Raw genomic sequence first — 24157 nt, 5'->3', positions numbered from 1 at the left:
CCGGTGGCAGGGGAGTCAACGCTGAAGGCCCTCGCAGCGGAGGCCGCGGCGAACGAGGCCCGTTACCGGGCCCGGGTGCGTACGGTGCTGCGCTCCTCGTACTCCAACCACTGGCGCCGAATGCTCTCGCCGCTGCTGAACGCGCTGGAGCTGAAGTGCAACAACACCGCCTACCGGCCCGGCTCCAGGCGGACCGCGTCCAGCACCGCCGTCCATGACGTGCGGCCGGTCTCCAGCGCGGCCACGATCGAGTACGGCCAGCCCGGAATCATCTGGTGCTTGCCCTCACCCCGGCCGAACGTGTGGCAGAAGGCCCGGTCAGCACAGGTGTTGGCGTCCGGCCGCAGCCACGGCGAGACGTCCGCGACCAGCACGATCCGACCATCCGCCGCCCTCGGCAACGGCATTGAGGCCAGCGCGCGGCGCAGCCGGGCCACATCGATCCGCCCCTGGTTGAGGCCCCCGTAGAGGGCGCCGTGTCCGCGGCGGTGTTCCGGCGCGAGTGCGAGGTCGACCAGCGTTCGCACCGGCCCGTCCGTGCACAACAACGCGTCGCACAACTCGAACAGCGCGTCGCCCCGCACCGTCAGACACGCGTACAACTCCGTCCGGAAGCGTGACACTTCCGCGAACGCATCCCGAAGGACGCCCCGATGCTCCAACCTCACAACCACGGCCTTCGCGCTGATCCACTCTGTGACGGAGCACAGGATCATACGAAGGCCGCTCTCACGTCCGCTGAACTGCGAAAACGCTGATCAAGTTCGAACCGCGTTCGACGCCGGACCTTAAACGACAAGCTCAGGAAAGGGCGCATGCCACGGCTCCGGCCGCGAGGAGCAGGTCGAACGCAGGGCTGGGCCGACGTCTTGATCGCCGCGTGGACGTGCTGCTTGTCCTCGGCGTTATGGATGTCCTGGATGGCCTTCTTCGAGCCGTCGGCGCGTCCCCTGACCAGGGTGAGCACGCAGGCTTGGGCTCCTCCGGGCGGACGTTGAGGTGGATGCCGTCGGCCCAGACGTACACCCGCAGCCCATCCGTCAGAGCATCCACCGCTCATCCGCCCAGCCCTGAGTCATCCTGCCTTCCAGCATCAGTGGCTCGAGCACGGCTGCTGCCCGACGGGGACGACGGGGGTTCCGGCGACGAGCGCGCGGCGGCTCTCAGCGTCTGGGCCACCACCCCGCCCAACCGCACGCCGGGGTTCTGCCTCACCGACGGCCGTGACCGCGCGGGTGCCTACGCGAACGCCGTCGCCGACCAACTCCCTTGCACGCAGGTGACCGTACCGATGACGTAAATCGAAGCGGCCGACGAGAAGGAGGAGGCGGAGGCGTCGGAGCGGCGCCGCGGGGACTCGGCGGACCCGTGGATTGCGGTCGCCTTGTCCCATCGGCCCATCCGTTGCCGTCACTGTGGTTCGGAATCCATCAGAGCGTCCCCGGCCCCGCCCCGAGCCGCCGGTCAGAACCCGGAAGGGGCCCCGATGTTCGTGCTGATCTTGCCGTGCTGGGAGTGCGACCCGTAGGCGACCCTGATGAAGATGTTGGAGCTGCGGCCGTTCAGCGTGGCGGTCTTCGTCGTCCAGACACCGTCGCACTCGCTGAACGAGGCGCTCTTCCCCGAGTCGGATGCGATCGCGTTCGCCTTGGCACACACACCGTCGGTGTCGTCGTCGAGCAGCTGGAACTTCACGGTCTGCCAGTAGACGTTGTCGTGGATGTTCTTGCCCCAGGTGACCGTGCAGTTCCTGGTCCTGGCGTGGACCGTGCCGCCGCTGTCCGACACGTACAGCGATGCACAGTCGACGGTCCTGGTGCGGTCGCCGGTGTCCGCGTTGGCCGTTGTCGGCGCGACGGCCGCACCGACCAACGACACGGTCAACGCCAGACCGGAGACGGCCGCGAGCCTGGGCCGTGACGGGCGGGGCGAGGATACGGACGAGGAAGCGGACATGAGAGTCCCCTTTCTGAAATCACTGATTACTGGGATCACCACGAAGGCCATGCCCGCGCGGGCTCTCAGAGGTCGCGCGGCGCATACGTGCATCGTGCCGCCAGGACCTTGCGGAAACCTTGTGGCACGCGTGCCGCTCCCGGTACGGCGCTCGATGGCATCCATGGCCGCGGTACCGGAATTGCTCCACCACCGCGGCGGTGCGGTCGGTTTCGGCACAGCGCGGCGCTCAAGCGGAGCATCGTCACCGACATCCTCGGCCTGCTGCTCGGGGTGGTGCTGGTCACGGCCGCGAGCGTGCAGGACTCCGTCGCCGGCACCCATTTGGCCGACGAGGCGGTCGCACCGCCTGTCCCGCCATCAGCAAGGTCTGGGTCGACGACGGCTACCGCCAGCACGTCATCGGCCACGCCGCCCCAGGAGTAGGTGGCGCGTTCGTACTGCGGGTGCATCGCGTCGCTGGTGACCACGTATCGGCCAGACCGTGGATGCTCGCCAGCAGCGGCTGGAAGCAGGTGCTTCGGTCCATTGAGCCTAAAGGCGCTGACCTTCACACAACCGCGATCGGTGCACTCCTGCATCAACTCACGGATTCAGGGGGTCAGGACGCAGGTAGACGCCGCGGGCCGCGCCGGAGGGCGCCGTGCGGAGGAAGGTGAGCATGTCGGTGGCGCCGGCGGACGCGCGGGGCTGAACGCTGTCCGGCAGGCCGTCGACGGCCACGGAGCCGAGGAGGGACTCGTACGTGCCCTCGTCGCGCAGCGCCTCCGGCTCAGGCCGTGTCTGCGAAAAGAATCTTGGTTCGTCTGTTCACGCGGGCGGCCTCTCGAGCCTCTCATCCGTGGACGGTCCGTTCCGTCCGCCATACGACGAGAGGATGGGGCGCGATGGACGCTGTCAGTGTGGTGGGGGTCGCGGGCCCGGCGCTTGCCGGCACGCTTGCCGCGTACTTCCGCTACCGGGTGCTGCACGCTCGGGCGGCCCGCAGGCACCTGGCCGAGGTGGCGCGGGCGGCGGGGCCGGGTGGGCAGGTGTGCCTGACCGAGCGGCGACGTGGGCGGTACGTACGGCTCACGGTGAGCCGCCGTTCGGATGAGGGGGACAAGGGCGCGTGACGACTTCGGGGGAGCCCACGGACGCTGACCCGCCGGTGGACCTGTCCGTCGGCGGGATCGAGGACCGGGCCGCGGAACGCACCGCCGTCGACGCGGAGTTCTCCGCCTTCTACCGGGCTGACTTCTCGCGTCTGGTCGGGTTCCTCATCCTGGTAGGTGCCGGTCGGGAGGACGCGGCGGACGCCGCTCAGGAAACGATGCGCAAGCTCCACCAGAAGTGGCGCGAGGTACGCCATCCCAAGACGTGGGCGCGTACGACGGGCCGCCGGGTGCTGATCCGCGCGCTCAGGTCTCCCCGGGAGCAGGATCTCGGGGAGTCGCCGGAACCGGCTGCCGGGCATTTGGTGGGCGACCACGCCATGTGGGAATCACTGGAATGCGACGAGGTGTTGGCCATCCTGCGGGAGCTGCCTCCTTGCCAGCGGCAGGCACTGGCTCTGACGTTCGACGCATTCAGTCCGGCGGAGATCGCACAGATCCTGGACGTGCCCGCGGTTCAGGTCCGGGGCAACCTCGCCCGCGCGCGCCGCACCGCGGTGACAGTGCTCGAGAAGCGGAAGAGGGAGCGCCAGTGACCGCTCACAGGAACGAGCCTGAGCCCGCCGACCCGATCGACCGCGAGCTGGCACGGCACCACGAGGCGTTCACAGCGAAGATCGAAGCAGCACTGGATGCCGAAGCCGGCCTGCGCGACATCCTGCTCCAGTCCCGCCATGAGGCGTTCACGACGAAGGTCGAGACCGCTCTGGACGTGGAAGCAGGCCTGCGCGACATCCTCACGCCCCCCAGCATCCAAGCGCCCCACCGCCTCCCGCCCGCCGCTGCCCCGCCCGTCGCCAACGCAGCCCCGGGCGGCAGCAGGTGGCAGGCCAGTCCGGCCCAGCGGCTGAAGCTGCGCAGCAACCCCCGCGTAGCGGCTGCGAGCCGCGTGCTGCATGTCGTAGGGGACTGGGTCAGCATCTCCCCCCACAGCCTCGACTGCGCCCGCGCCCGTGCCCTCGCTGGCGACCTCATCCTCGACCGCGCCCGCGCCCGTGCCCTCGCTGGCGACCTCATCCGCGACCGCGACCGCGTCTGCGACCTCGCCCGCGCCTTCGCCCGCTACCGTGACCCCGTCGGCGACCTCGACCGCGTCGGCGACCTCGCCCGCGCCTTCGCCCTCGTCCTTGACCTGGCCCACGACCTCGCCTCCGCCCTCGACCGCAACCGCGGCCTCGACCTCGACCGTACCCGCGACCTCGCCTCCGCCCTCGGCCGCGCCCGCGCCCTCGACCGCGCGCTTGACCTGGCCCGCGACCACGACCCCGACCTAGCCCTCGCCCGCGACGTCGCCGTCGCCCTCGCCCGCGACCTCGACCTCGCCGTCGTCCGCGGCTTCGCCCTCTTCCTCATGCGGGACGTCGAGTCCGCCCTCGCCCGCTACCTCACTCTTGCCCTCGAGGGCGCCCTCGCCCTTGAGCGCGCCCTCGACCGCGCCCTCGACCTCGCCCGATGCCGGTGCCTGCAGATCATCAATAACGAGTACACGCAGGCTGTCGGCGCGCCAGTGGCAGTGGACGAGGCATCCCTGGCGAGTCTCATGGACAACTTCACCACGGACGACCTCAGCGACGCGGATGTGCGCGAGGACGACGTCAAGCTGACCGGAGTCAGATGGTCGGACGGCACCACATGGCCCGCTTCCACCGACGTCGACCGTCTCAAGCGACGTTCCGACCGTCAGGAAGACGGATCCTGGATCATCCGTGCCGGCACCGGGAACGTACGCGATAACGTCATCAATTGAGGTTCTGCGACCCCCGGCGCGGGCGAGCTGGGTGGCTGCGCGCCGTGCGACGGTGCCGGGCCGGTTGGCGACCTCCGCAGCGGTGAGGGTGTGGGGCTGGGGACCGGTGCCCAGAGGGCGGCGGGGGGTACTCACCGCGCTATCCCGGCAGTCCTGGATCTCCAGGGCCCGTGTCCGCCCGGCGGCGCTCAGGGGGCCGTGGGCGGCTCGCCGGATGCCGGGCGGGCGGCGGCCCAGTGCGGTGCGCGCCCCAACGATCCCGGACCCCAACCACTCGGCGATTTCCTGCGCGCTCGCGGCCGGCTGCTCCGGCGGTCCCAGCCGAGGTTCTGTCGGCGACTCCATCGTCGCGTCTCCCCTCAGTGTCACTGAACGACTCGGCGAGTGCGTTGTCCCAGCACTGTCCGGTGCGGCCGACCGACAGACGCACCCCCAACTGGTGTGCCAGCGCGGCGAATTGTTGGCTGGTGTACTGCTTGGACTCAATCGGTCGTCGCAACACCGGCCTCTTGGAGGGATAGTAGGTGCTCGTTGAGGGCTTCGGCGGGTGTCTTCCATCCGAGTGTCTTGCGGGGTCTGTTGTTGAGGGTGGTGGCAACGGCCTGGAGCTCATTGGCGTCCCAGCGGGACAGGTCCGTGCCCTTGGGAAAGTACTGCCGCAGCAGGCCGTTCGTGTTCTCGTTGGTGCCGCGCTGCAAAGGGCGGCAGAAGCTGACCGCAGCGCTGACAGGGACGGGGCTGGAGATCGCGTGGCCGTCCGCGAAAGCCTTGCGCGACCTGCGCCGCCGGGTCAGCGCCGCGCCGGTGCGGCATCTTTTCGACGTCGTGGCCGGGCCGCTGGCTCGGCCGACGACGCGCGGTGTTCGCTTCGGGCCGTTTCGCACGGTCTCCTTCGACGGCTGCAGTTCTATCAAGGTCCCCGAGAGCGACAGGAATGTGGACCGGTTCGGGCCGCAGAGCCGCGGTGGCTACCCGATGGTGGAGCTGATGACCCTCGTGGAGACCGGCACTCGCGCCCTGATCGGTGCGGTGTTCGGCCCCACCAGCGTCGGAGAGACCGACTATGCCCGTCGGCTGTTGCACCATCTCCGCCCCGACATGCTGGTCTTATGGGACAAGGGCTTCGACGCCAACGCCTTCCTGGCCAACGTTGCCAGCACCGGCGCCCAGTTCCTGGGCCGGATCCGCGCCAACCGGCGCACCCCGGTCCTGGCCCGCCTCGGCGACGGCTCCTACCTGTCCGTCCTGGGCACCCTCCCGGTTCGTATCGTCGAAGCGGAGATCATCGTGACCTGCAAAGACGGCACCTCGTTCACGGGCTTCTACCGGCTGGTCACCACCTTGACCGATGCCCGCCGCTACCCGGCCCCGGCCCTGGTCGCCCTTTACCACCAGCGATGGGAGCACGAGTCCGCATATTTCGCGCTGCGCAACACCCTCTGGCAGGGCCGGGTGCTGCGCTCGGGCGACCCCCTAGGCGTCGAGCAGGAGATGTGGGCCATGCTCACTCTCTACCAGGCCCTGCGAACGGTCATGGTGGAGGCCGCCGAGTCCCGTCCCGGCACCGACCCGGACCGCTGCGGCTGCGGCTTCACCATCGCCCTCCACACCGCCAGGGACCTGGTCGTCCAGGCCGCAGGCATCACCAGCGGTGCAACCGGAGTCATAGGCCGGCGGATCCTGGCCGGGCTCCTGCCGCCCAGGCGGCCCCGCGTCAGCAACCGCAAGGTCAAGTCGCCGATCTCCCGCTACCACGACCCCAAAGACGACGGCCGCCCGGACACCAGCCGCACCGTCACCAGCCTGGCCGTCTCCATCCTCGCGCCAGAGCCTGACCTGCCCGCCACCTCGCACGACGACCGCCACACCCCGCCGGACGACCGCCGCAAGAACCGCGTCCTTGACCTCCTCGACGCAGAACCCGACCGCCACTGGCACCCGCGAGACCTCGCCCGCCACCTCGGCGACGTCACCCTGGGCACCATGCGCCGACAACTCGACCGATGGGCCCGCCAAGGACTCATCAACAAAACCGGACCCGCCACCTACACCAGCCAGGACGCCCCCTTGCCACCAGCACAAATGCGTTAATTACCCGGCCTTGGATCAAGCCCACCCTCGGTGTGTGGTCAGGCCGCGAGAGCGGTCTAGTATTCGACGGGACTGCGGTAGCCGAGGCTGCTGTGCAGTCGGTGCAAGTTGTACCAGCCCTCGATGAAGTCGAAGATCGCGGTGCGGGCGGCGGCCCGGCTGGGCCAGGCGCTCGTGTCGAGCATCTCCCGTTTGATGGTGGCGAAGAACCACTCGGCGAGCGCGTTGTCCCAGCACTGCCCGGTCCGCTTGGGATCAGTGCAGCGACCCCACAGCCTGACGGTCCTGCGCGGGCGGTCGCCGAGTGTCCCACCAGGTACGCAGCCGCCGCTCCAGCGGGCGTTCCACGGCGTAGTGCAACGCCGCGGCGCCGGCGAGCGAGACGATGAGAAGGGCCGCGTACCACTGCAGGTTCGACCAGCTCACCGTCTCTTTCCCGAACGCGTCACGGGTGATGTAGATGAAGGTCGCGTGGACGAGGTAGAACGCGTACGACCACTCGCCGAGGAGGACTAGAGGACGCCAGCGCAACAACGAGCGTTTGCCTGCGAGGTCACGCCAGGCGATCGTGGCGATCATCGCGGCACAGGCGAAGATGATCCACTCATCCTTCGTGACCCGCACAAAGGCGGCAAAGGTGTTTCCGGCCGGCCGGTCCGCGGTGGTGACCAGCCAGCTGACGAGGGCGGCAGAGCCAAGGAACGCCCAGACGGGGGCGATGCGCACTCGCCAGCCCGAGAGCATCGCGCGAGCGATGGCGATCCCGATGACGAACTCACTCAGCCGTACCACCGTGAGCGGCACCTCCGCCGCCCAGGAATGCGGCTGGAACCATACGTGGACTCGGTAGACGAGAGCCGCAGCGAAAGTGAGGGTCATCGCCACCAGTGCGCCACGCACCCTCAACCGTGCGAACACGCGATGCAGCGCCGGGAACAGAGCGTAGAAGAAGAATTCGCAGGTCAGCGTCCAGGCTGCCGGATTCCCCGAGTACAGCAGGACCGGATCCCGCCACCAGCCCTGGATCAGCGGGACGGACAGCAGAAGGATTCCGACGCTGACCGGCTTGACCCAGCTCTGGGCCGGGTCGGGGCTGTAGCTGTAGAAGACGGGTATCGCGAACAGCAGGGCCACGAAGTGCGCGGGATAGATCCGAGCGAAACGCCGCCAGTAGAAGGTGGGCGCGGTGACGCCCGGCCGCGCCGACCAGGTCAGCACAAATCCGGAGAGCACGAAGAAGAGCGTCACTCCGTACTTGCCGAAACCGACCACCTCAAAGACCGGCAGCGGCGCCAGATTGGTCATGTGGTGGGCGAAGACACCGAAGGCAGCCCACCAACGCAGTCCGGTGAGCGAGTCGAGGCGGCTGGCCCGGGTGGGCGGGGCGGCCGCCCTCGGCTGATTCATGAAATCGGTCACTCTCATCGGGCTGGTCAGGTGCGTCGGGGTCTCGCCAGAGTGTAAGGGGGTATCCCGACCCGTTCGCGGGGAGCCCCTTGCCGCTGGACTCGGACGTTCGGCACCCCCGCGCACATCAGAGGGCGTTAAAAGTAGGCAGATTTACCTTTATTTCCTAGCTAAGGCTGTCCCGCAATGATCAACTGGCTCTGGCGGTCAGGGCTGCGGCGCCCACGTTCGGCGTGACTATCCCGTAAAGGCGAGGTTGTGGAGGCGGGCGATGCCAAGCATGGCGTGATGCACGCCGTCGCCTTTCAGGCGGCAGTCGCGAAGGATCTTCCAGCTCTTCATGCGGGCGAAGGCGTGCTCCACCCGTGCGCGGACCTTCCGGTGTGAGCGGTTGTGCTCCTCCTTCCAGGCCGGAAGCTCTTCCTGGCCGCGTTCGCGATGGTGCTGGATCACCAGCCCAGTACCGCGATAGCCGCCGTCAGCGATCACCGTGGTGTTGCCGACGGCAGCCTTCGCCCCAGACAGCTCCCACGCCTTGCAGTCGTTGCGGTTGCCCGGCAAGGGCCGGCCAACAGCAACGACCAGCCGGCTACCAGCGTCGATAACGACCTGATGGTTGGTGGAGTACCGATAATTCTTCGACTGCTCGGCCACCGCATGATCAGGGGTCGGCACCAAGGTGCCGTCGACGATGAGCACGGTGTCTGTCCGGAACCGCTTGCGGGTCCGCAACGCGATGAGTGGCCCCACACGATCGATGATCCTGCCGGCAGCAGACTTCGAGATCCCAAACAGCGGCGCCAGCTGCCGCAGCGTCAGATTAGTTCGCCAGTACGCCGCCACCAACAAGACCCGGTCCTCCAACGGCAGGCCCCACGGTCGGCCTCGCTGAACGCCATCAGCCCCTTGCCTGCGAACAGTCGTGACCAACTTGCTGAAGCTGTGAGGGCTCAGCCCGGTAAACGGGCATATCCAAGACGGCTGCGACGCCGTGATCGCTCCAGCCACGAAGAGATCATCCCAGCACGGTCACAGGCGTGGGCCGACTCCCACCGTCACAGCTCCCACCACAAGTCCATGTTCGAGTGGACACGCTCGCGCAAACAACTTGAGTGGGAGTACACAAGCTGCCTCACATTGCTGGAGTGCGCGGGACCAAGCCGGAGCTCATTCGCAGCCTCGTCCTGCTCGAGATCGACGACGAGCCAGCAGAAGCAACAGGTGGGGTTCCGGTCCAACGACGCACTCCCTCGTGGTCCTGCCAACGGCGCAGAGCACGTCACACCCTACGTCCCGAGCGACACGCCAAAGCGGGACAGCCTTTAGAGGTCGTTTTCTCCCGTTGTTTCATCCCGGAATCTGCTGTTTGGTCTGCGGTTCCGGGTCGCGCCAGGAGATGGTGTTCTCGCTGGTGAGGCGGCGGGCCATGAGGTCGGTCATGGCGATGTGGATCATGGCTTCGGATCGGTGCGGGTGGGTTTCGTAGTCGCGGGCCAGTCGGCGGTGGAGCATGAGCCAGCCGTAGGTCCGCTCGACCACCCACCGCTTCGAGATCGGGACGAACCCCTTGGTGCCGGGCTTGCGTTGAGTGATTTCCATGTCGATGCCGAGGGTGGCTGCGTGCTCGACGAGGTGCTGGCGGTAGCCGCCGTCGACCCACGCTTTGCGGATGCTGGGATGTGCGGCGGCGACCTGGTCCAGGAGCTGGGTGCCGGCGATGGAGTCCTGCACGCTTGCCGCGGTGACCAGCACGGCGAGCACAAGGCCGATGGTGTCGGTGACGATGCTCCGTTTCCGTCCGACGATCTTCTTGCCGGCATCGATGCCCTGGCTGGTGGCGAGCACGCTGGTGGAGGTTTTCACGCTCTGCGCGTCGATCACGCAGGCCGACGGTTCGGCCTCCCGGCCTTCCTTCTGTCGTAAGAGTTGCCTGAGCAGGCCGTTGAGCTGGGCGAATACGCCTTCCTGCTGCCACCTGGCGAAGTAGCCGTAGACCGTGTTCCAGTGCGGGAAGTCGTGCGGGAGGTAGCGCCACTGGACGCCGGTGCGGTCCACATACAAGATCGCGTCCATGATGTCGCGCAGGTCGTGTTCCGGCGGCCGGCCGAAGTCCAGGGCCCTGCCGCGGCGCTCGAAGCGCCAGGCCGCCAGGACCGGCTCGACCAACTCCCAGCGGGCATCGGACAGATCACTTGGATAAGGACGTCGGCTTGGCATGCCTCCGGCGTACCGCCGCTCAACGAGTGCGCCCAGGCGCACAGCAATGACGACGGAAGCACGCAGCCTGGGAAGCCGGGCATCCTGGGATGAGACAGGAACAAGCAGCACTCCGCCCCAACAGCCACACCTCAGGACTCATCGACCCCAGCCACACCGGCTGCCTCCTTCGCATCGCATCCTCACCCATCGGGAATCCGTCTATAAACAGGCAAGACAGATGAAAACGACCTCTTAGTGAGCGTTTGGTTCTGTGTTGTCCGTTTCATTTGGCTTAGCTGTCGCGCCAGTTGGTGGTGGCTTCGTGGGTGAGGCGGCGGGTCATGAGGTTGATGGCGGCGACTTGGATCATGGCGGCTGAGCGGCGAGGGTGGGTTTCGTAGTCGCGGGCCAGGCGGCGGTGGTGCATGAGCCAGCCGAGGGTGCGTTCGATGACCCAGCGGCGGGGCTGGACATGGAAGCCGCGGAGGTTGGGGTCGCGTTGGACGATTTCGAGGTCGATGCCGAGGTGGGCGGCTTGTTCGACGGCTTTGGTCTTGTAGCCGTTGTCCGCCCAGGCTTTGGTGATGGTGGGGTGGCGCTCGCGGACTTTGGTCAGGAGTTGGGTGCCGGCGGCGGAGGCGTGGACGCTGGCGGCGGTGACGGCGACGGCCAGCAGGAGGCCGAGGGTGTCGGTGACGATGTGCCGCTTGCGTCCGATGATTTTCTTGGCGGGGTCGATGCCTTGGCTGGTCAGGTGGACGGTGGCGGAGGTTTTGATGCTCTGGCTGTCGATCAGGCAGGCGCTGGGCTCGCTGGTGCGGCCTTCGGCCTGGCGGACTTTGCCGCGTAAGAGGCCGGTGAGCTGGTCGAAGATGCCGTCGGCTTCCCAGTGGGCGAAGTAGCCGTAGACGGTCTGGTGGGGCGGGAAGTTGTGGGGCAGGTAGCGCCAGGGGATGCCCGTGCGGTCGACGTAGAGGATGGCGTTCATCAGGGCGCGCAGGTCGTGGGTGGGTTTGCGGATGCCGTTGCGGGCCTGGCGCCAGGCTTCGAGGGTGGGGCGAATCAGTTCCCAGCGGGCGTCGGACAGGTCGCTGGGGTAGGGCCGTGAGGGCTGCATGATGCCTGGGTATGCGGTGGCGGCCAGCCTGAGCAGGGCGTGTGCGGGGGCGTTGGGTGCATCCGGGCGTGTGTTCTCAATCTCGCGTGAACCGGTAGGTTTCTAAATGAGACAGGAGCTTTTGCAAGGAACCCGGCGTATAACTGGTCTGCCGAGTACCGCAGAAGCCGTTTTTCCGGCGTTTCGCTTGGTCCGGTGTTCGTGTCGGGCCGCCGAAAATCGTCATGAAACATTCGATAGGTGAACCAAACGCTCACTTACTTTCCGTGCCTGTCGCGCTCGCCGAGCGACAGCAGTCGGCGTCTGTCACTGCGGTGCAGGATCACCGGCCATCGCGCGGACTGCCTACCGGCTCCGCGGTCGGAGCAATGCTCATGACCTGTGGATCGGCCTCGGGTTGGATGCGAAGGGCGTACCTTCCCGAGTGATCGACTTCTGGTCGTCGAGTAGGCCGACGTTGCACCGTCGGTCGGGAAGGCACGCCTGTGCTGAGCGTAGTGAATGCCCGATGGAACGACCGGGACCGGTTGCCTGATTGACGACATCGTCCGCGAGGGCGCAAGGCGGATGCTGGCCGCCGCCGCCCTGGAGACCGAAGTCAACGCATATATAGCAGAGTTGGCAGATCAGCGTGACGAACACGGGCACCGCCTGGTCGTCCGCAACGGCCATCACCAGCCGCGGTCGGTGACGACCGTGGCCGGGGCGGTCGAGTCAAGGCGCCGCGGGTGAACGACAAGCGCGTCGATGAGACGACGGGTGAGCGCAAGCGGTTCTCATCGGCGATCCTGCCGCCCTGGTGCCGCAAGTCCCCGAAGATCAGCGAGGTGCTGCCTCTGCTCTATCTGCACGGCCTGTCGTCGGGCGATTTCGTCCCCGCGCTCGAGCAGTTCCTCGGCTCCTCGGCTGGTCTGTCCCCGGCAACGGTGACCCGTCTGACTACCCAATGGCAGGCCGGCCACAAGGCGCTCTGCGAACGCGACCTGTCGGCCACGGACTACGTCTATGTCTGGGCCGACGGCATCCACCTGCGCATACGTCTGGAGGAGGCGAAAGCCGCGGTCCTGGTCGTTATGGGGGTGCGCGCGGACGGCACCAAGGAGCTGATCGCGATGGCGGACGGCTACCGCGAATCGTCCCAGTCCTGGGCGAGTCTGCTGCGGGACTGCCAGCGGCGCGGCATGCACGCTCCCGTTCTCGCTGTTGGCGACGGCGCACTCGGCTTCTGGAACGCGATCAACGAGGTCTTCCCCGAGATCCGTCATCAAAGGTGCTGGGTTCACAAAACGGCCAACTGCCTCGACAGCCTCCCGAAGTCGGCCCAGCCCGTGACGGAGAAGGCCATCCAGGACATCTACATCGCCGAGGACCGCGAGCACGCGGCCAAGGCCGTCGCCGCGTTCGCCAAGCAGTACGGCGCGAAATTCCCCAAAGCGGTCAAGAAGATCGTCGATGACGAGGCCGAGCTGCTGGCGTTTTACGACTTCCCGGCCGAGCACTGGATCCATCTGCGGACCACGAACCCGATTGAGTCGACCTTCGCGACCGTGCGGCTGCGGACGAAGGTGACCAAGGGAGCGGGCAGCCGGGCCGCCGCTCTCGCGATGGTCTTCAAGCTCGTGGAGTCCGCCCAGGCTCGCTGGCGGGCCGTGAACACGCCCCATCTCGTCGCCCTCGTCCGTGCCGGAGCCCGCTTCGAACGCGGCGAGCTCGTCGAACGTCCCGAAGCCCACGCCGCCTAGCTGTTGCGGGTCAGGACGTTGGTGACGTGGTTTGTTGGCAGATGAGTTGGTGAGCAAGTTGTGCCGTCGCGAGCAGGTCCTCGCGAGCCGTGTCGACGTTGGACCGCACTGACAATCCGTGCCAGACGGATTGGATGAGCCCGGTCAGGACCGCCGCGTTGGTGCCCGCAGCTAGTTCCTCGTCCTGGATCGCTCGTTCGATGCGCACGAGCAGTGCCTGCTCGTTCGAGCTGTGCAGTTCGGCGACATAGGCGCTGGCATCGAGCGTGCTCGTGCTGTCGGTCATCACGGCGCTGCTGATGAGGCATCCGGGATGCGTGTCGGTTGGCTGGGTGAACTCGTGGACCGAGTCAGTGAGGATGCGCTCGATGACCGTCTGGATGTTCTTCTCGGTGACAGCCTGCTGGTAGATCTCGCGGTAACGCTCGGCGTAGGTCCGCACCGCTTCCTCGAAGAGTCCGGCCTTGCTGCCGAAGGCGGCGTAGAGGCTGGAGGTGGAGAGCCCGAGGGCCGCGGTCAGGGTGCGGGTCGAGGTGCCGGAGTAGCCGCGTCGCCAGAAGAGGCGAGCGGCTTCGAGGACCGCACGGTCGCGGTCGAAGGCTCGGGGGCGTCCACGGTTGTGTTCGGTCACGCTTGCATTGTAGATCGTTCGCTCCATAATAGATTTATGGAGCGAACGATTCAGAAGAAGCTTGCAGTCGACGGAGACAGCTGGGTCACGGTCGATGTGTACGGGGAGCCGGATGCTCCGGGCCTCGTCGTCGTCCCGGGCGTGATGAGCGATGCGCATGCGTGGCGCCGTGTTGCGGGCACCATCGATGCCTGGTCCTCAGTGGTAGTCGTAAACCGTCGGGGACGTGCTTCCTCGGGGCCGTTGACCAACTCTTACTCACTACGGACAGAGGTTGAGGACCTCGGTGTGGTCCTTGACGAGTTCGACAGCACGAGGGCCGTCTTCGGCTGGAGCTACGGCGGCTTGATCACCTTGCTGGCCGCCAACGAACACCCGATTCCCCAGGTGATCGTCTACGAGCCTGTGATGCAGCCGTTCGGACAACATGCACTGCCGGACCTGAAGAGCGCCACGGAGACAGCGGACTGGGATCGCTGCGTCGAGATCGTCAATCGGCAGATCTCCGGCTTCTCCGCTGCGCACGTCGAGGACCTTCGGGCCGATCATTTCGCTTGGGCGATCTTGCGCCGCTTGAGCGGACCGCTGTACGCCGAACTCGGCGCGCTCAACGCAGCGCTGCCTCCGGATGTGATGGCGCGACAGGCAGGTCATGTCGACCTGATCATCGGCCAGTGCAACCGCGGAACAGCCCCCTACGGAACGTCGTTCGACAACGTGCGGCAGCACATCGCTCACGCCGGAGTCCACGAACTCGCCGGGCAGGGCCATCTGGCCCACATTCAGGCGCCGGCAGAGCTTGGCCACCTGCTCAACAACCTCGCCGCCATCTGATGGGCACCCATGCCAACGCACCGCTCAGCGCGTTGTCGTAGGCGTCGCCGACCGAACCGATGGAGGCCGCGATGCCCTCAACGAGCACCTACTATCCCTCCAAGAGGCCGGTGTTGCGACGACCGATTGAGTCCAAGTTGCGAGCCGGCATCGCTGTGGTGGACCAACTGGCCGGGCTCGTGACGGTTGCCCTCGCGATCGCGCTGCCGCAGACCCATCTCCACTGCGGACAGCACCAGTTCGGTGTGTTTGGTGGTTGCCGCGGACCAGCCGACGATGCGGCGCGAGAAGGTGTCGACGACGAAGGCGACATAGACGGTGCCGGCCCAGGCCGCGACGTGCGTGAAGTCCGCGACCCAAGTGCGGTTGGGGGCGTTCGCGACGAAGTCACGCTCGATCAGGTCCGGAGCCCGTTCGGCTGCCCGGTCCTGAACGGCTGTGACCACCCTCTTTCCGCGGACGACCCGGTGAGACCGAGTTCCCGCATCAGCCGCTCGACCGTGCAGCGTGCGACCTGGTGGCCTTGCCGGCGCAGTTGGTGCCAGATCTTGCGGGCGCCGTAGACGCGATAGTTGGCATCGAAGACCTCCTGGACCAGGGCCTTCAGCTCCTCGCCGCGGACCTCCCGCGCGGAAGGCGGGCGGGTCTTTGCGGCGTAGTAGGTGGAGGGAGCGACGCTGACGCCATGCTCGGTGAGCACGGTGCAGATCGGCTCCACACCGCCGAAGCGGCCGCGGTGCTCGTCGATGAACGTCACGAGCGAAGATGTGGCCGGTCGAGCTCGGCCGCGAAGAAAGCCGAGGCCGCCTTGAGGATCGTTCGCCCGCCGGAGCTCGGCGACTTCCTTCTTCAGTGCTTTGACCTGGGCGGATTCCTCCGTTGTCGTCCCGGGCCCGGAATCGATCTGGTCCCGGCGGACCCACTGACGTACCGTCTCGGCGGTCCCGATCCCGAGCTTGCTCGCAACAGCCTTCATCGCAGCCCACTCGGTCTCGTAGTCGGGGCGTACCTCGGCGACCATGCGCACCGCACGACGCCGCAGCTCAGCGGGACAAGGGGAGGGACGTGCCCTAACTCGATCCTCTAAAAGAATCGAGTCTCCACTGAACCCGGAACGGTTCACCCTGTGTACGACGTCGGCTCCACTGACGCCAAGGGCGACGGCCTGCCCGTCGCCCAGCGCTTCGCATATCCGGCGTTCGACCGCTGACGCCAGCGGCGGCCCGGCGCGCGGGCATCCGTCACCCGTCCCCCAGGCCGGCCAGGTTGGTCAGGGCCGCAGCGAGGTTCACCCGCAGACCGTCGTCCCGCGCGACGAGGGGGCGCAACAGCTCGACGCTCTCCTCCAGGGCGGTCCGGGCGGCCCAAGGCCGGCAGGCACCCTTCAGCGCCACGCCGAGGTTGCCCAACGTGAGGGCGAGACCGGCCAGCGCCTCGTCGACCCGCTGCCCGACCAGGCCCCGCCACAGCGCGACCGACTCCTCGTGGGTCCGCACGGCCTTATCCCATTCCCCGGTGGCGTGCAGACTGTTGCCGAGGGTGCCGAGCGCCTTGGCGAGCTGCACGGTGGTCGCTGCCGAACCGTCGTCGGCGAGGTGGCGCAGGACGGCCACGGACTCACGGGCGGCGGCCAGGGACTCCTCGGGCCGGTCCAGCACGAGCAGGACGCCGCTCAGGTTCAGCAGGGTTCCGGCCAGCTCGGAGTCGTGGCTGGGCGGCAGTTGTTCGGTCCTCGCCCGCCACAGGGACGCCGACTCCGTGAGGCATCTACGGGCCTCCTCGTACCGGCCGACGCCGTCGAGGTGGTGCGCGCGCCGGTCCAGGGCCCGTGCCAGGGGGACGTCATGCGTGGCGGGTTCCGCCCCGGCCAGGGTCCGCCATGCCTGGACCTGCAAACCGGACGCGATGAGGGCTTCGGCTGGCCGGCCCTCGGCCCAGGAGTCGTCAGCGAGGTTGCGCAGGGTCGACGCCAGGTCCTGGCCGTGCGCGGCCGGGTCCCGGTCGGCAAGCCGCATGCGGATCTCGGCGGCCCGTCGCGTCGCCTTGAGCGCCTGTCCGCTCTGCCCGAGGTGGGAGTAGCGGTTGCCGAGGTTGTGCAGCGCGGAGGCGAGCGCGGCCTCGTGGGCGGCCGGGTCGGTCGCGGTCAGCTGCTCCAGCAGACGAACGGCTTCCCCGGTGGCCTCCAGTCCCTCCTTGTGGCGGCCGTGAGCGGACAGGACGATGCCCAGGTTGCTCAGGGACGTGGCCAGGGCGGGCAGGGCGGTGAGGTCGTCGGCGGCCTGCCTCATCCGCATAGTGACGGCCTTCTGGGCCGCGGTCAACGGGTCGGGCCGTGCGGCGTCGACTACAGCGAGGGCGTCACGCACGTCGTCGACGAGGTCCAGCCGTCCCGCGAACGACTCCAGGTGCCGCAGCGCCTCGACCAGGTACGGGCGCGCCTCCGCGGCCCGGCCCCGCCGCAGCAGTCCGAAGGCGAGATTGGCCAGTGCCCGGCCGGCTCCCTCGGGTTCCTCGGCCCGCCGGAACAGCCGCACCGCCTCCTGCAGGTGCTCCCGCGTCGCCTCCTGGTCCCCAAGATCCTCGTACAGCAGACCCAGTTGGTTGTGGAAGACCGCGGCGTTACGGGACGCGCCGGCTGGCAGGTCCGCCAGCGCGGCGTGATAGTGCCGCAGCGCCTCGAACAGGAACGGCTGCCGCTCCTCCAGCGGGACTTCGGCCCGCACTGCCTCCAGATGGCGTACCCAGGCGACGTATCCCAGTTCGCCGTGCGCCTGGATCCGGGCGAGCCGGTCACGCGGTCCGGCGAGATCGAGGCAGCGCAGGAAGTGGTCCTCCGCCAGGTCCAGGTCGTGAACGGCGGCCACCTTCCGATAGGTCTCGGCGATGTTGTAGTGGGTGGAGAACTGCCCCTGCCGGTCGTCGGTCTCGAGCTGCAGGGCGAGTGCCTCCTCGAACCAGTCCAGACAGTCGGCCTCGCCCAGTTCCCGCCGTATCTGGCCCATCGTCCCCAGAGCGCCGGCGAGACTCGCGATGCTCTGCCGCTCGGCTGTCGTCCGGTTGTGCTGCGACTTCGCCCGGGCGTCGGCCGAAACCGCGCGGGCGTGGCGGACGATGGTGTGCTGCAGTGTCTCGGCGGTGGTCCAGTCCCGCTCGTCCCGGGCCAGACGCACCCGGAACTCCAGGGCAGCGCTCCACCCCCTCTCGCGGCCGGGGCGGGGCCGGCCCGTCCCCGGGTCGGTGGTGGCCTCGGTGAGTTCGTCGGCGATCCGCAGCCACCTCTCGCGGTGTCCGAGGTAGCGGTGGAGATGAGCCAGCGCCCGGGTGCAACCGTCGTACTCCTGCCCCCAGTCGTGGGCTAGGGCCAGATCACGCGCCCGGCGCAGGTTGGCCTCGACGAACAGGAAGTTGCCGAGGATGTCGGTGCGTCCGTCCTGCAGCTCGTCCGCGTAGTAGTTGACCATCCAGGTCACGGACTCGGCGTAGGCGCGCATCGCCCGCAACGCTGAGGGACTGCCCCGAGGGCCGAAGACCTCGTGGCAGAGGCCGGAGAGCACCGTGGGGAGGGCGGGGTGCATGCGGTGGCTCCCCTGCCCCGGCCCCTCGACGAGCCCCAGATCCGCGCAGACCTCGAGGAACGCCCGGCATTCGGCCTCCGCCGTCCCCGCCCGCTCCGGCGCCTCGGCCGGCACGGTCGGCCCGGTCGCCCCGGTCGCCCCGGTCGGTGCTCGGTGCAGTTCCAGGCGCCGTGTCATCGCCGCCAGCAGCGTGCTCTGGGCGGTGTCCCGGAACAGGGCCAGCGCGGCGAGGAGCGGGCGGTGTCGCGGAGCGACGACTCCGCGGCTCGTTCCCTGCGTCAGTGCCGCCTCTAGGGAGGCGCAGTCGCCAAGCAGAACGGACGCCGATGCGTGGCCTTCGCCGTCGCCGTCGGCCGGCTGTAGACCGGCCACGAGCGCGCGGATGTCCTGCCCGTCGGTGAGATCCCGCGCAGCGGCCTCGGCGACCAGGTCCATGATGACGCGCGGGTTGCCGTCTGCGAAGCCAAGGACGGGCAGCCAGTCCGCGAGGGCCGAGATGCCCAGGCCGGCACGGGCCGCGGCGGCCACCAGGAGGGCCGCCTGGTCATCGACGGCCATCCGGCCCAGTGGGAGGCGGAGCGCGGGTACGTCCCGCAGCAGGTGCGTCTCTGGCCTTCGCGAGGTCAGCAGGATCCTGGCCCGGGTGCCCGCCAGCTGCACCAGCAGCCGTCGCAGCGCTTCGGTGTCCGGGGCGGACCAGGGCCGCGCGTCGCCGGCCCGCAGCCCGGCGACCGCGTCGACCGCGTCCCACACCCACAGGAGGGGACGGTCGGCGCACATCTCGACGACATGCCGCTCCCGCGCCTCGCGGGCCGCGCGGCGGCCGGCCGGGGCCGTCGGGAGACCGGGCTTCACCGGGAACGCCTGGTCGAAGGCGTCGAAGAGGGCGTCCGGCCCGTCCAGGTCCGTGAACGAGGTGAACAGCACGGGGCCGTCGCCGCGGCGGGCGTCGCTCAGGCCGCCCGTCCTCCCGTACCAGGACGCGAAGGTGCGGGCGACCAGAGTCTTGCCGCTGCCGGCGAGCGAGCTGAGCAGGGCCACTCGGCCCCGGTCGTAGTAGCGGTCGAGTTCCAGGATCGTCGCGTCGCGACCGACGAGGGCGCCGTCGTCGCCTGCGTCGGGCGATGGCGCCCACGCGCAGGGCGACCGTCGGGGCGCTTGGGCGACAGCGGCGGAGGCGTCCCCAGAGCCGAACGTCAGCGGTCGCTCCTCATGGACCCAGGGCACGCACCAGTCCTGGAGGGTGAAGCGGTCGGCGCCCGCGCTCCGCTCGGGCTCCTTGAGCATCCGCCGACGTGCCACCCCGGCGGCCGCTCCCACCGTGCTCCCCGCGAAGAGGGCCCCGTAGAAACCGTCGGCGAACCGAGCAGCCGCCTCGACGCTGACGTTGTACCGCATGGCCACCACACCGGGGACCCCCGCGTCCGCCACCTCCTGGGCCAGTGACCCTAGGTCGCCCTCGGAATAGGCCGACCGGCACGCGTTCATCACCAGCAGGTGCACGCCGCGGTACCGCAGCAAGGCGGCCAGGTCGTCCCCGCGCACCCAGTGCCACGGGTCACCGTCGTCAAAAGCGTCGGTGCGGCGGTCGTTGCCGTCCGGCCGTTCGAAGGCCAGACAGCCACCGGTGTCGCCGAACGTGCCATGGCCGTCGAAGTGCACGACGTCATAGGGCTGGCCCAGCTCGGCGGCGCGGCCGAGCACCTCACCGAGGCGGGCGAAGCCGGGCGGCCGCAGGACGTCGATCCGGACGTCCCGCGGCGTCGCCGCCCTAAGCAACTGCCCGGCAACCCCGAGGAAGGGCACGTCGCCTACGCCGTCCGGGCGGCTGACGACCAGCAGCACCCGCGGCGGGCCCGCGGACCGGCGTGCGAGCGCGGCTCCGGGCGGCTCCGAGGGCTGGAACGCCCCGGCGTACTCGGACGGACTCGCCGCCTGGCGCCCGCGAACGAAGGACGCGGCGTGCGCGGCGATCGGCAGCCCGGTACGGGGGTCGCGCAGCAGTTCCCACGGCAGTCCCGCTCCGGGGACGTCGGACTCGATCTCCACCCGTACGTCGGCGACTCCGACGACCACGGCGTCCCATAGGTCCTCCAGTCCGTGCTCGGCGCACCGGAGAAAAAGCGCCCCGGCGAGCTTGCGCCCCAACTGGATTCCCCACTCACGCAGTTGTTCCTCGGCGGAATGGGCGATCCGCGGGGCTGGATCGTCAGGGAACCGGAGGAAGTCCTCGAAGTACCAGCGGACCCGCTCCCGGTCGTCGGCGCTCGTGTCGAGTCGGACGCGGAAGCCGCTGGCGCTCCGGTGCCCGCCGCCGGACAGCCGCACCGACACGTCGTGGACCCCGTCGCCGGCACGCGACTCCGAGAGCTGGAGGATCATCAACTTGCCTGCCTTATAGGGCACTTGTATGGATAAAGTGACCGCATGCGAGTGTACCGTGGACAGAAGGAGTGGCAGCCGGACATGGAGATCACTGCGCCTTCCCTGCGTCACGCCTTCGGTCACGACCCGGTCCTCATGACCGACCAGCTGCTCCTGATGACATCCGGACTGCTGCTGCACACCGACAGCGGCGACGAGCAGGCGCGCTCGGCGCTGGAAGACCGGTTGCTCCACATGCAGTTCTCGCGGTATGAGAACCCGTACGTGTCCTGCAGCCACCTCCAGCACATCGCGCACAGCTTCGCCTGCGCCAGCGACACCCCCGGGTACATCCTCACCATCGAGGGCGACCCGGCCGGAGGACTCGACTACGAGTCCGTGCGGCGGCGACACCGGATGTACAGCGACACGGTCGGGCACCTAGCCGAGTTCGGAATCCCGAGGAAGGTGGTCGGCAGCGGATTCGTCCTCACCCGGGTCGAATACGTCAAGGACCACACGGAGGGGAGCGAGGTGGTGTACGCGTGCGCGTGACCGCGAGCCGACTGCGCGAGCCCTACGGTTACTTCGCCTGGGCCCTAGAGAACCTGCCGGCGACCGCGCGGCACCTGGAGCGGTCCGGCGGGCAGGTCCAGCCGCGCGACGTGGAGCGTGCCGTACGGCGGTCCTTCGTCCTGGAGACGACCGGCGCCGGCCGGGCGCCTCAGGTAGACCTGCGGCGCCCCGACCAGTACTGGAGCAGGGGTAGGGGCCCCGATGCGGCGTTCCCGCAGCCCCCGGGTACGCAGGCCAACTACGCGGACGTCCTGCGCGCATCCCCGCAGGAGGCCCTCGGCATGCCCGATCGGCACTACAGCGCGGACGTCGAACCGCGGGGCCCTGCCGTCGACGACGCTGCATATCGGCTGATGCTCAACGGCTTCCTGATGGCCTTCCTACACGCGGAGAGCTGCCTGCCCTGGCTCGGGGTGCTCCTCCTGCGCGGACCACTCGACCGCCAGTTCACCATCAGCCGGTTCCTGCGGCTGATGACCTGGGCGGACGTCGACGACTCCCCCGGCGACCGTCCGCCCGGCCGCGAGTCGGTACAGGCCTGGGCCGGCGCCATCCACGGCGGCGGGGTCTCCTTCCGTCCCGGACACTCCTGGCAGGAGGCGGTGTCCGCCTACCGCGGCGCGCTGCCACACGACTAGTCGTCCACGCGGTCGCCGCCGCAGGGGAAGGGAAGCACTCGCCGCCATGCCGACGCAGCAACCACCGCCGCTCGACTCCGACGCGGCGCTGCCGTACGTGGAGCGGGAGATCGCCAAGCAGATCCAGGCGTTCTCCTCCGCCAAGCGGTTCTTCCGGCGCGTCTCCCTGGTCCAGGCCGTGAGCACCGCGACGCTGGGGGCCGCCACCAGCCTCCTGATCGGCCTCGCCCAGATCTACAGGCACGGCTGGCTCAACGCGCTCTCGCTCACCGCCGCCTTCCTGTCAACGATCGCGGCGGCCTGGAGCGGCTGGTACGGAGCGCGAGCGGCCTGGGTCACCAACCAGACGGCGCTCAACCGCCTGTACGCGCTGCGGTCCCGGATCGGTTTCGACACGGCTGGGACCGGCCTACCCGTCGGTCCGGAGCGCGTCGCCGAGTACTTCACGCAGTACCAGGAGATCCTGGACGACGCCAACACAACGTGGGCCGGCAACCGGGCGGCCCAGACCGACTCCTAATCGACGCGTCAGTGGGCAGGCGGCACACCCGGGCCGAGTGGTGGCGGGGTTGGGTGTCTGGTCGTGTGGGGGTCAGGCTGTAGCGGCATCGCCGAGGCTGGCCGCCTGCTCCAGCGGACCTCACGCTCGGCTGTCGTGGCATCGGCGCGTTTTCGGTTTGAGCGTCGATGGATCTGGCCGGTCGGGATGCCGGTCCGGCAACTCTGCGAGCTGAGGCTTTCTTCGATCGTGCGTCTTACAGCAAGCGACCGCGATCGACCGGACCCCGCCCGCAGCACCCGACGCAGACACGGCCGGCGCCGCTGCGCCCGGAGGAGACACGTCCGGCACAGCGAGCAGGAAAGACGAACAACCCGTCAGGAACAGGCAGGCCAGCAGAGCAGGCCCAGCGGCGCGGCTAGTGGAGCGCATGACGACCCCTCACGGGCAGGCGATAGCTGAGCAGATGCTGCCCTACCGGCAATCTCGCACACCGAGCGGGGTGCCCCGAGTGACCCCAAGCAACCGGCATTGCTCACCACTGAGCGGCACCGACTTCCCGCATCACTTCGGCCCTTCATCTGCTGGTCGGCAGGGAATGCGACTTGCTGGTTCACCGACGAGCAGTTGGTCGACTGCTCACGAGGCGCGGCGGTAGACGGCCGCGGGGCCGATGACCCGGACGCCGAACTTGTCGCGGACGCGGTCGATGGCTGCTTCGGCCACCAGCCGGGCCTCGCGGGTGTCGTCGAGGCTGATCTGCTCGGCAACCTGCTCCCCGTCAACCAGGTCCTCCCCTTTCAGCGCCAGACCGGCGACGCGGCCGCGCTGCAGGAGCAGCCGGCGGCGACGATGCCCGGCGGACCGCACGGCACCGCGGCACGGCACCGCCCCTGTAGGTCTCATTGAGGTTGCCCGCGAGCACGGACCTGACGGAGAGGTTCGCCGTACAGCTGGCACGGTCCACTGGAGCCCAGGTCCTGGCCCGTTCGGGATGGGCCGCACGAAGTCGTACGAGCTGGTGCGGGCCGGGAAGTTCCCGTGCAAGGTCATCCCGGCGGGGCGCACCTACCGCGTCGTGACCGCACACCTTCTGCGCGTCCTCGGCGCAGACCTTCTGCGCGTCCTCGGAATCCAGGGGAACTCCGAGTCTCTGGACACCGCGCACTCCCCGGCCGTCTGAGCCCCACCCCAGACGAGCGGGCCCGGCTTCCCCTCCCCTCCGGAAGCCGGGCCCGCTGCTGTAGCGACTCAAGGCCGGCGGAACACCTGCGTGGGCCTGAACGGCCGCTCAGGGGCGGGCGGCAGAGCGGAGAACTGCGGGAGAGCGACACGCTCCGCCGCGTCCTGCGGCCCGACTTCCTGCCCGGCCGTGGCGTGATCCTCGGCCACGCCCGCGGGGACCCACTGGTGGCCGTCCCACTCCAGCACTCCGCGCGGCGCGTCCGGATCGACGTGGCCGCCGCGCCCGTGCCCCTCACCGAGGGGAACGACCTTGCGGTCGCCCAGCTTGGGCCGGCTGGCCTCACGCCGCGCGACCCACTCGTCCAACGGCTCGTCATCCACGGGGTTTTCCTCCCTGCTCGTGCCGCCAGTCTGCCCGGCCCGTGCCGCGTTCGTCACCTAG

20 protein-coding genes and 5 pseudogenes are annotated in these 24157 nt (G+C 68.8%); 11 read left to right on the top strand and 14 right to left on the bottom strand.

What is annotated here, in order from left to right; genetic code table 11:
* Positions 1-176: 176 nt before the first annotated feature.
* Positions 177-716, bottom strand: a pseudogene (locus QF032_RS40010) (transposase); the annotation flags it as partial.
* Positions 713-967 (bottom strand): hypothetical protein, encoded by a 255-nt coding sequence (locus tag QF032_RS40005; RefSeq protein WP_307060029.1) that lies wholly within the window; start codon positions 965-967, stop codon positions 713-715. The gene QF032_RS40005 and the pseudogene QF032_RS40010, both read right to left, overlap by 4 nt.
* Before the next feature lie 129 nt (positions 968-1096).
* On the opposite strand from QF032_RS40005, the gene QF032_RS40000 reads away from it, so the two are divergent.
* Positions 1097-1300 carry a hypothetical protein gene (locus tag QF032_RS40000; RefSeq protein WP_307060027.1) on the top strand — a complete coding sequence of 68 codons (204 nt, stop codon included), beginning with the start codon at positions 1097-1099 and terminating at the stop codon, positions 1298-1300.
* Positions 1301-1464: 164 nt separating this feature from the next.
* Here the strand turns inward: QF032_RS40000 and QF032_RS39995 are convergent, their stop codons facing one another.
* A complete protein-coding gene (locus QF032_RS39995; RefSeq protein ID WP_307060025.1) occupies positions 1465-1956 on the bottom strand; it encodes a hypothetical protein in 492 nt (163 codons plus the stop codon).
* An 887-nt stretch (positions 1957-2843) separates the two neighbouring features.
* Here QF032_RS39995 and QF032_RS39985 point away from each other — a divergent pair.
* From QF032_RS39985 to QF032_RS39975, 3 genes are read left to right on the top strand one after another with little or no spacing between them, the layout of a single operon-like run.
* On the top strand, positions 2844-3071 hold the full coding sequence (locus tag QF032_RS39985) for a hypothetical protein (protein WP_307049736.1): 228 nt from the start codon (positions 2844-2846) through the stop codon (positions 3069-3071).
* Positions 3068-3646: an RNA polymerase sigma factor gene (locus QF032_RS39980; RefSeq protein WP_307060023.1), complete on the top strand. Its 579-nt coding sequence runs from the start codon at positions 3068-3070 to the stop codon at positions 3644-3646. Before QF032_RS39985 ends, QF032_RS39980 begins: the two co-directional genes overlap by 4 nt.
* On the top strand, positions 3643-4857 hold the full coding sequence (locus QF032_RS39975; protein WP_307060021.1) for a hypothetical protein: 1215 nt from the start codon (positions 3643-3645) through the stop codon (positions 4855-4857). The genes QF032_RS39980 and QF032_RS39975 overlap by 4 nt, the downstream gene beginning before the upstream one ends.
* A gap of 482 nt (positions 4858-5339) precedes the next feature.
* On the opposite strand, the pseudogene QF032_RS39970 reads toward QF032_RS39975, so the two are convergent.
* Positions 5340-5558, bottom strand: a pseudogene (locus tag QF032_RS39970) (transposase); the annotation flags it as partial.
* Here QF032_RS39970 and QF032_RS39965 point away from each other — a divergent pair.
* Positions 5494-6948: a transposase gene (locus QF032_RS39965; RefSeq protein ID WP_373430452.1), complete on the top strand. Its 1455-nt coding sequence runs from the start codon at positions 5494-5496 to the stop codon at positions 6946-6948. The pseudogene QF032_RS39970 and the gene QF032_RS39965 overlap by 65 nt on opposite strands.
* Before the next feature lie 56 nt (positions 6949-7004).
* On the opposite strand, the pseudogene QF032_RS39960 reads toward QF032_RS39965, so the two are convergent.
* From QF032_RS39960 to QF032_RS39940, 5 genes and pseudogenes are all read right to left on the bottom strand, one after another.
* Positions 7005-7190, bottom strand: a pseudogene (locus QF032_RS39960) (integrase core domain-containing protein); the annotation flags it as partial.
* A 13-nt stretch (positions 7191-7203) separates the two neighbouring features.
* The gene (locus tag QF032_RS39955) at positions 7204-8355 is read right to left on the bottom strand and encodes an acyltransferase family protein (RefSeq protein WP_307060017.1); all 1152 of its coding nucleotides are present in this window, start codon (positions 8353-8355) and stop codon (positions 7204-7206) included.
* 237 nt (positions 8356-8592) lie between these two features.
* Positions 8593-9363 (bottom strand): transposase, encoded by a 771-nt coding sequence (locus QF032_RS39950; RefSeq protein WP_307049728.1) that lies wholly within the window; start codon positions 9361-9363, stop codon positions 8593-8595.
* 339 nt (positions 9364-9702) lie between these two features.
* Positions 9703-10572, bottom strand: a complete 870-nt coding sequence (locus tag QF032_RS39945) for an IS5 family transposase (protein WP_307038950.1) — start codon at positions 10570-10572, stop codon at positions 9703-9705.
* Between the two features lie 274 nt (positions 10573-10846).
* On the bottom strand, positions 10847-11671 hold the full coding sequence (locus QF032_RS39940) for an IS5 family transposase (RefSeq protein WP_307060016.1): 825 nt from the start codon (positions 11669-11671) through the stop codon (positions 10847-10849).
* A gap of 485 nt (positions 11672-12156) precedes the next feature.
* On the opposite strand from QF032_RS39940, the pseudogene QF032_RS39935 reads away from it, so the two are divergent.
* Positions 12157-13413, top strand: a pseudogene (locus QF032_RS39935) (IS256 family transposase).
* 10 nt (positions 13414-13423) lie between these two features.
* Here QF032_RS39935 and QF032_RS39930 read toward each other — a convergent pair.
* On the bottom strand, positions 13424-14044 hold the full coding sequence (locus QF032_RS39930) for a TetR/AcrR family transcriptional regulator (protein WP_307060014.1): 621 nt from the start codon (positions 14042-14044) through the stop codon (positions 13424-13426).
* A 36-nt stretch (positions 14045-14080) separates the two neighbouring features.
* On the opposite strand from QF032_RS39930, the gene QF032_RS39925 reads away from it, so the two are divergent.
* Positions 14081-14878: an alpha/beta fold hydrolase gene (locus tag QF032_RS39925; RefSeq protein ID WP_307060012.1), complete on the top strand. Its 798-nt coding sequence runs from the start codon at positions 14081-14083 to the stop codon at positions 14876-14878.
* Positions 14879-14955: 77 nt separating this feature from the next.
* On the opposite strand, the pseudogene QF032_RS40990 reads toward QF032_RS39925, so the two are convergent.
* Both QF032_RS40990 and QF032_RS39910 read right to left on the bottom strand, forming a co-directional pair.
* Positions 14956-15899: pseudogene (locus tag QF032_RS40990) on the bottom strand (IS3 family transposase).
* Positions 15900-16119: 220 nt separating this feature from the next.
* Entirely contained in the window at positions 16120-20835 is a 4716-nt protein-coding gene (locus QF032_RS39910; RefSeq protein ID WP_307060007.1) for a tetratricopeptide repeat protein, read from the bottom strand.
* A 45-nt stretch (positions 20836-20880) separates the two neighbouring features.
* On the opposite strand from QF032_RS39910, the gene QF032_RS39905 reads away from it, so the two are divergent.
* The 3 genes from QF032_RS39905 to QF032_RS39895 are packed head-to-tail and all read left to right on the top strand — an operon-like array spanning position 20881 to position 22551.
* Positions 20881-21372, top strand: a complete 492-nt coding sequence (locus tag QF032_RS39905; protein WP_307060005.1) for a hypothetical protein — start codon at positions 20881-20883, stop codon at positions 21370-21372.
* Positions 21363-22031, top strand: a complete 669-nt coding sequence (locus QF032_RS39900) for a hypothetical protein (RefSeq protein ID WP_307060003.1) — start codon at positions 21363-21365, stop codon at positions 22029-22031. Before QF032_RS39905 ends, QF032_RS39900 begins: the two co-directional genes overlap by 10 nt.
* A 46-nt stretch (positions 22032-22077) precedes the next feature.
* Complete coding sequence (locus QF032_RS39895; RefSeq protein ID WP_307060001.1) at positions 22078-22551, top strand: SLATT domain-containing protein; 474 nt, start codon at positions 22078-22080, stop codon at positions 22549-22551.
* 618 nt (positions 22552-23169) lie between these two features.
* Here the strand turns inward: QF032_RS39895 and QF032_RS39890 are convergent.
* On the bottom strand, positions 23170-23400 hold the full coding sequence (locus QF032_RS39890) for a hypothetical protein (RefSeq protein WP_307059999.1): 231 nt from the start codon (positions 23398-23400) through the stop codon (positions 23170-23172).
* A gap of 124 nt (positions 23401-23524) precedes the next feature.
* On the opposite strand from QF032_RS39890, the gene QF032_RS39885 reads away from it, so the two are divergent.
* A complete protein-coding gene (locus tag QF032_RS39885) occupies positions 23525-23713 on the top strand; it encodes a hypothetical protein (protein WP_307059998.1) in 189 nt (62 codons plus the stop codon).
* A 68-nt stretch (positions 23714-23781) separates the two neighbouring features.
* On the opposite strand, the gene QF032_RS39880 is transcribed toward QF032_RS39885, so the two are convergent.
* Complete coding sequence (locus tag QF032_RS39880; RefSeq protein ID WP_307059996.1) at positions 23782-24096, bottom strand: DUF6087 family protein; 315 nt, start codon at positions 24094-24096, stop codon at positions 23782-23784.
* Positions 24097-24157: the final 61 nt, after the last annotated feature.

The organism is Streptomyces achromogenes, from assembly GCF_030816715.1.
In the GTDB taxonomy this organism is placed as follows: domain Bacteria; phylum Actinomycetota; class Actinomycetes; order Streptomycetales; family Streptomycetaceae; genus Streptomyces; species Streptomyces achromogenes_A.
Note: the sequence above shows the minus strand (reverse complement) of the source record. Positions and strands in the feature narration are given on the sequence as shown.

Coding starts and splice junctions, on each gene's coding strand:
- QF032_RS39995 (WP_307060025.1), bottom strand. CDS start 1,956: ATGTCCGCTTCCTCGTCCGTATCCTCGCCCCGCCCGTCACGGCCCAGG.
- QF032_RS39985 (WP_307049736.1), top strand. CDS start 2,844: ATGGACGCTGTCAGTGTGGTGGGGGTCGCGGGCCCGGCGCTTGCCGGC.
- QF032_RS39955 (WP_307060017.1), bottom strand. CDS start 8,355: ATGAATCAGCCGAGGGCGGCCGCCCCGCCCACCCGGGCCAGCCGCCTC.
- QF032_RS39945 (WP_307038950.1), bottom strand. CDS start 10,572: ATGCCAAGCCGACGTCCTTATCCAAGTGATCTGTCCGATGCCCGCTGG.
- QF032_RS39940 (WP_307060016.1), bottom strand. CDS start 11,671: ATGCAGCCCTCACGGCCCTACCCCAGCGACCTGTCCGACGCCCGCTGG.
- QF032_RS39925 (WP_307060012.1), top strand. CDS start 14,081: ATGGAGCGAACGATTCAGAAGAAGCTTGCAGTCGACGGAGACAGCTGG.
- QF032_RS39910 (WP_307060007.1), bottom strand. CDS start 20,835: ATGATCCTCCAGCTCTCGGAGTCGCGTGCCGGCGACGGGGTCCACGAC.
- QF032_RS39905 (WP_307060005.1), top strand. CDS start 20,881: ATGCGAGTGTACCGTGGACAGAAGGAGTGGCAGCCGGACATGGAGATC.
- QF032_RS39895 (WP_307060001.1), top strand. CDS start 22,078: ATGCCGACGCAGCAACCACCGCCGCTCGACTCCGACGCGGCGCTGCCG.
- QF032_RS39885 (WP_307059998.1), top strand. CDS start 23,525: ATGGGCCGCACGAAGTCGTACGAGCTGGTGCGGGCCGGGAAGTTCCCG.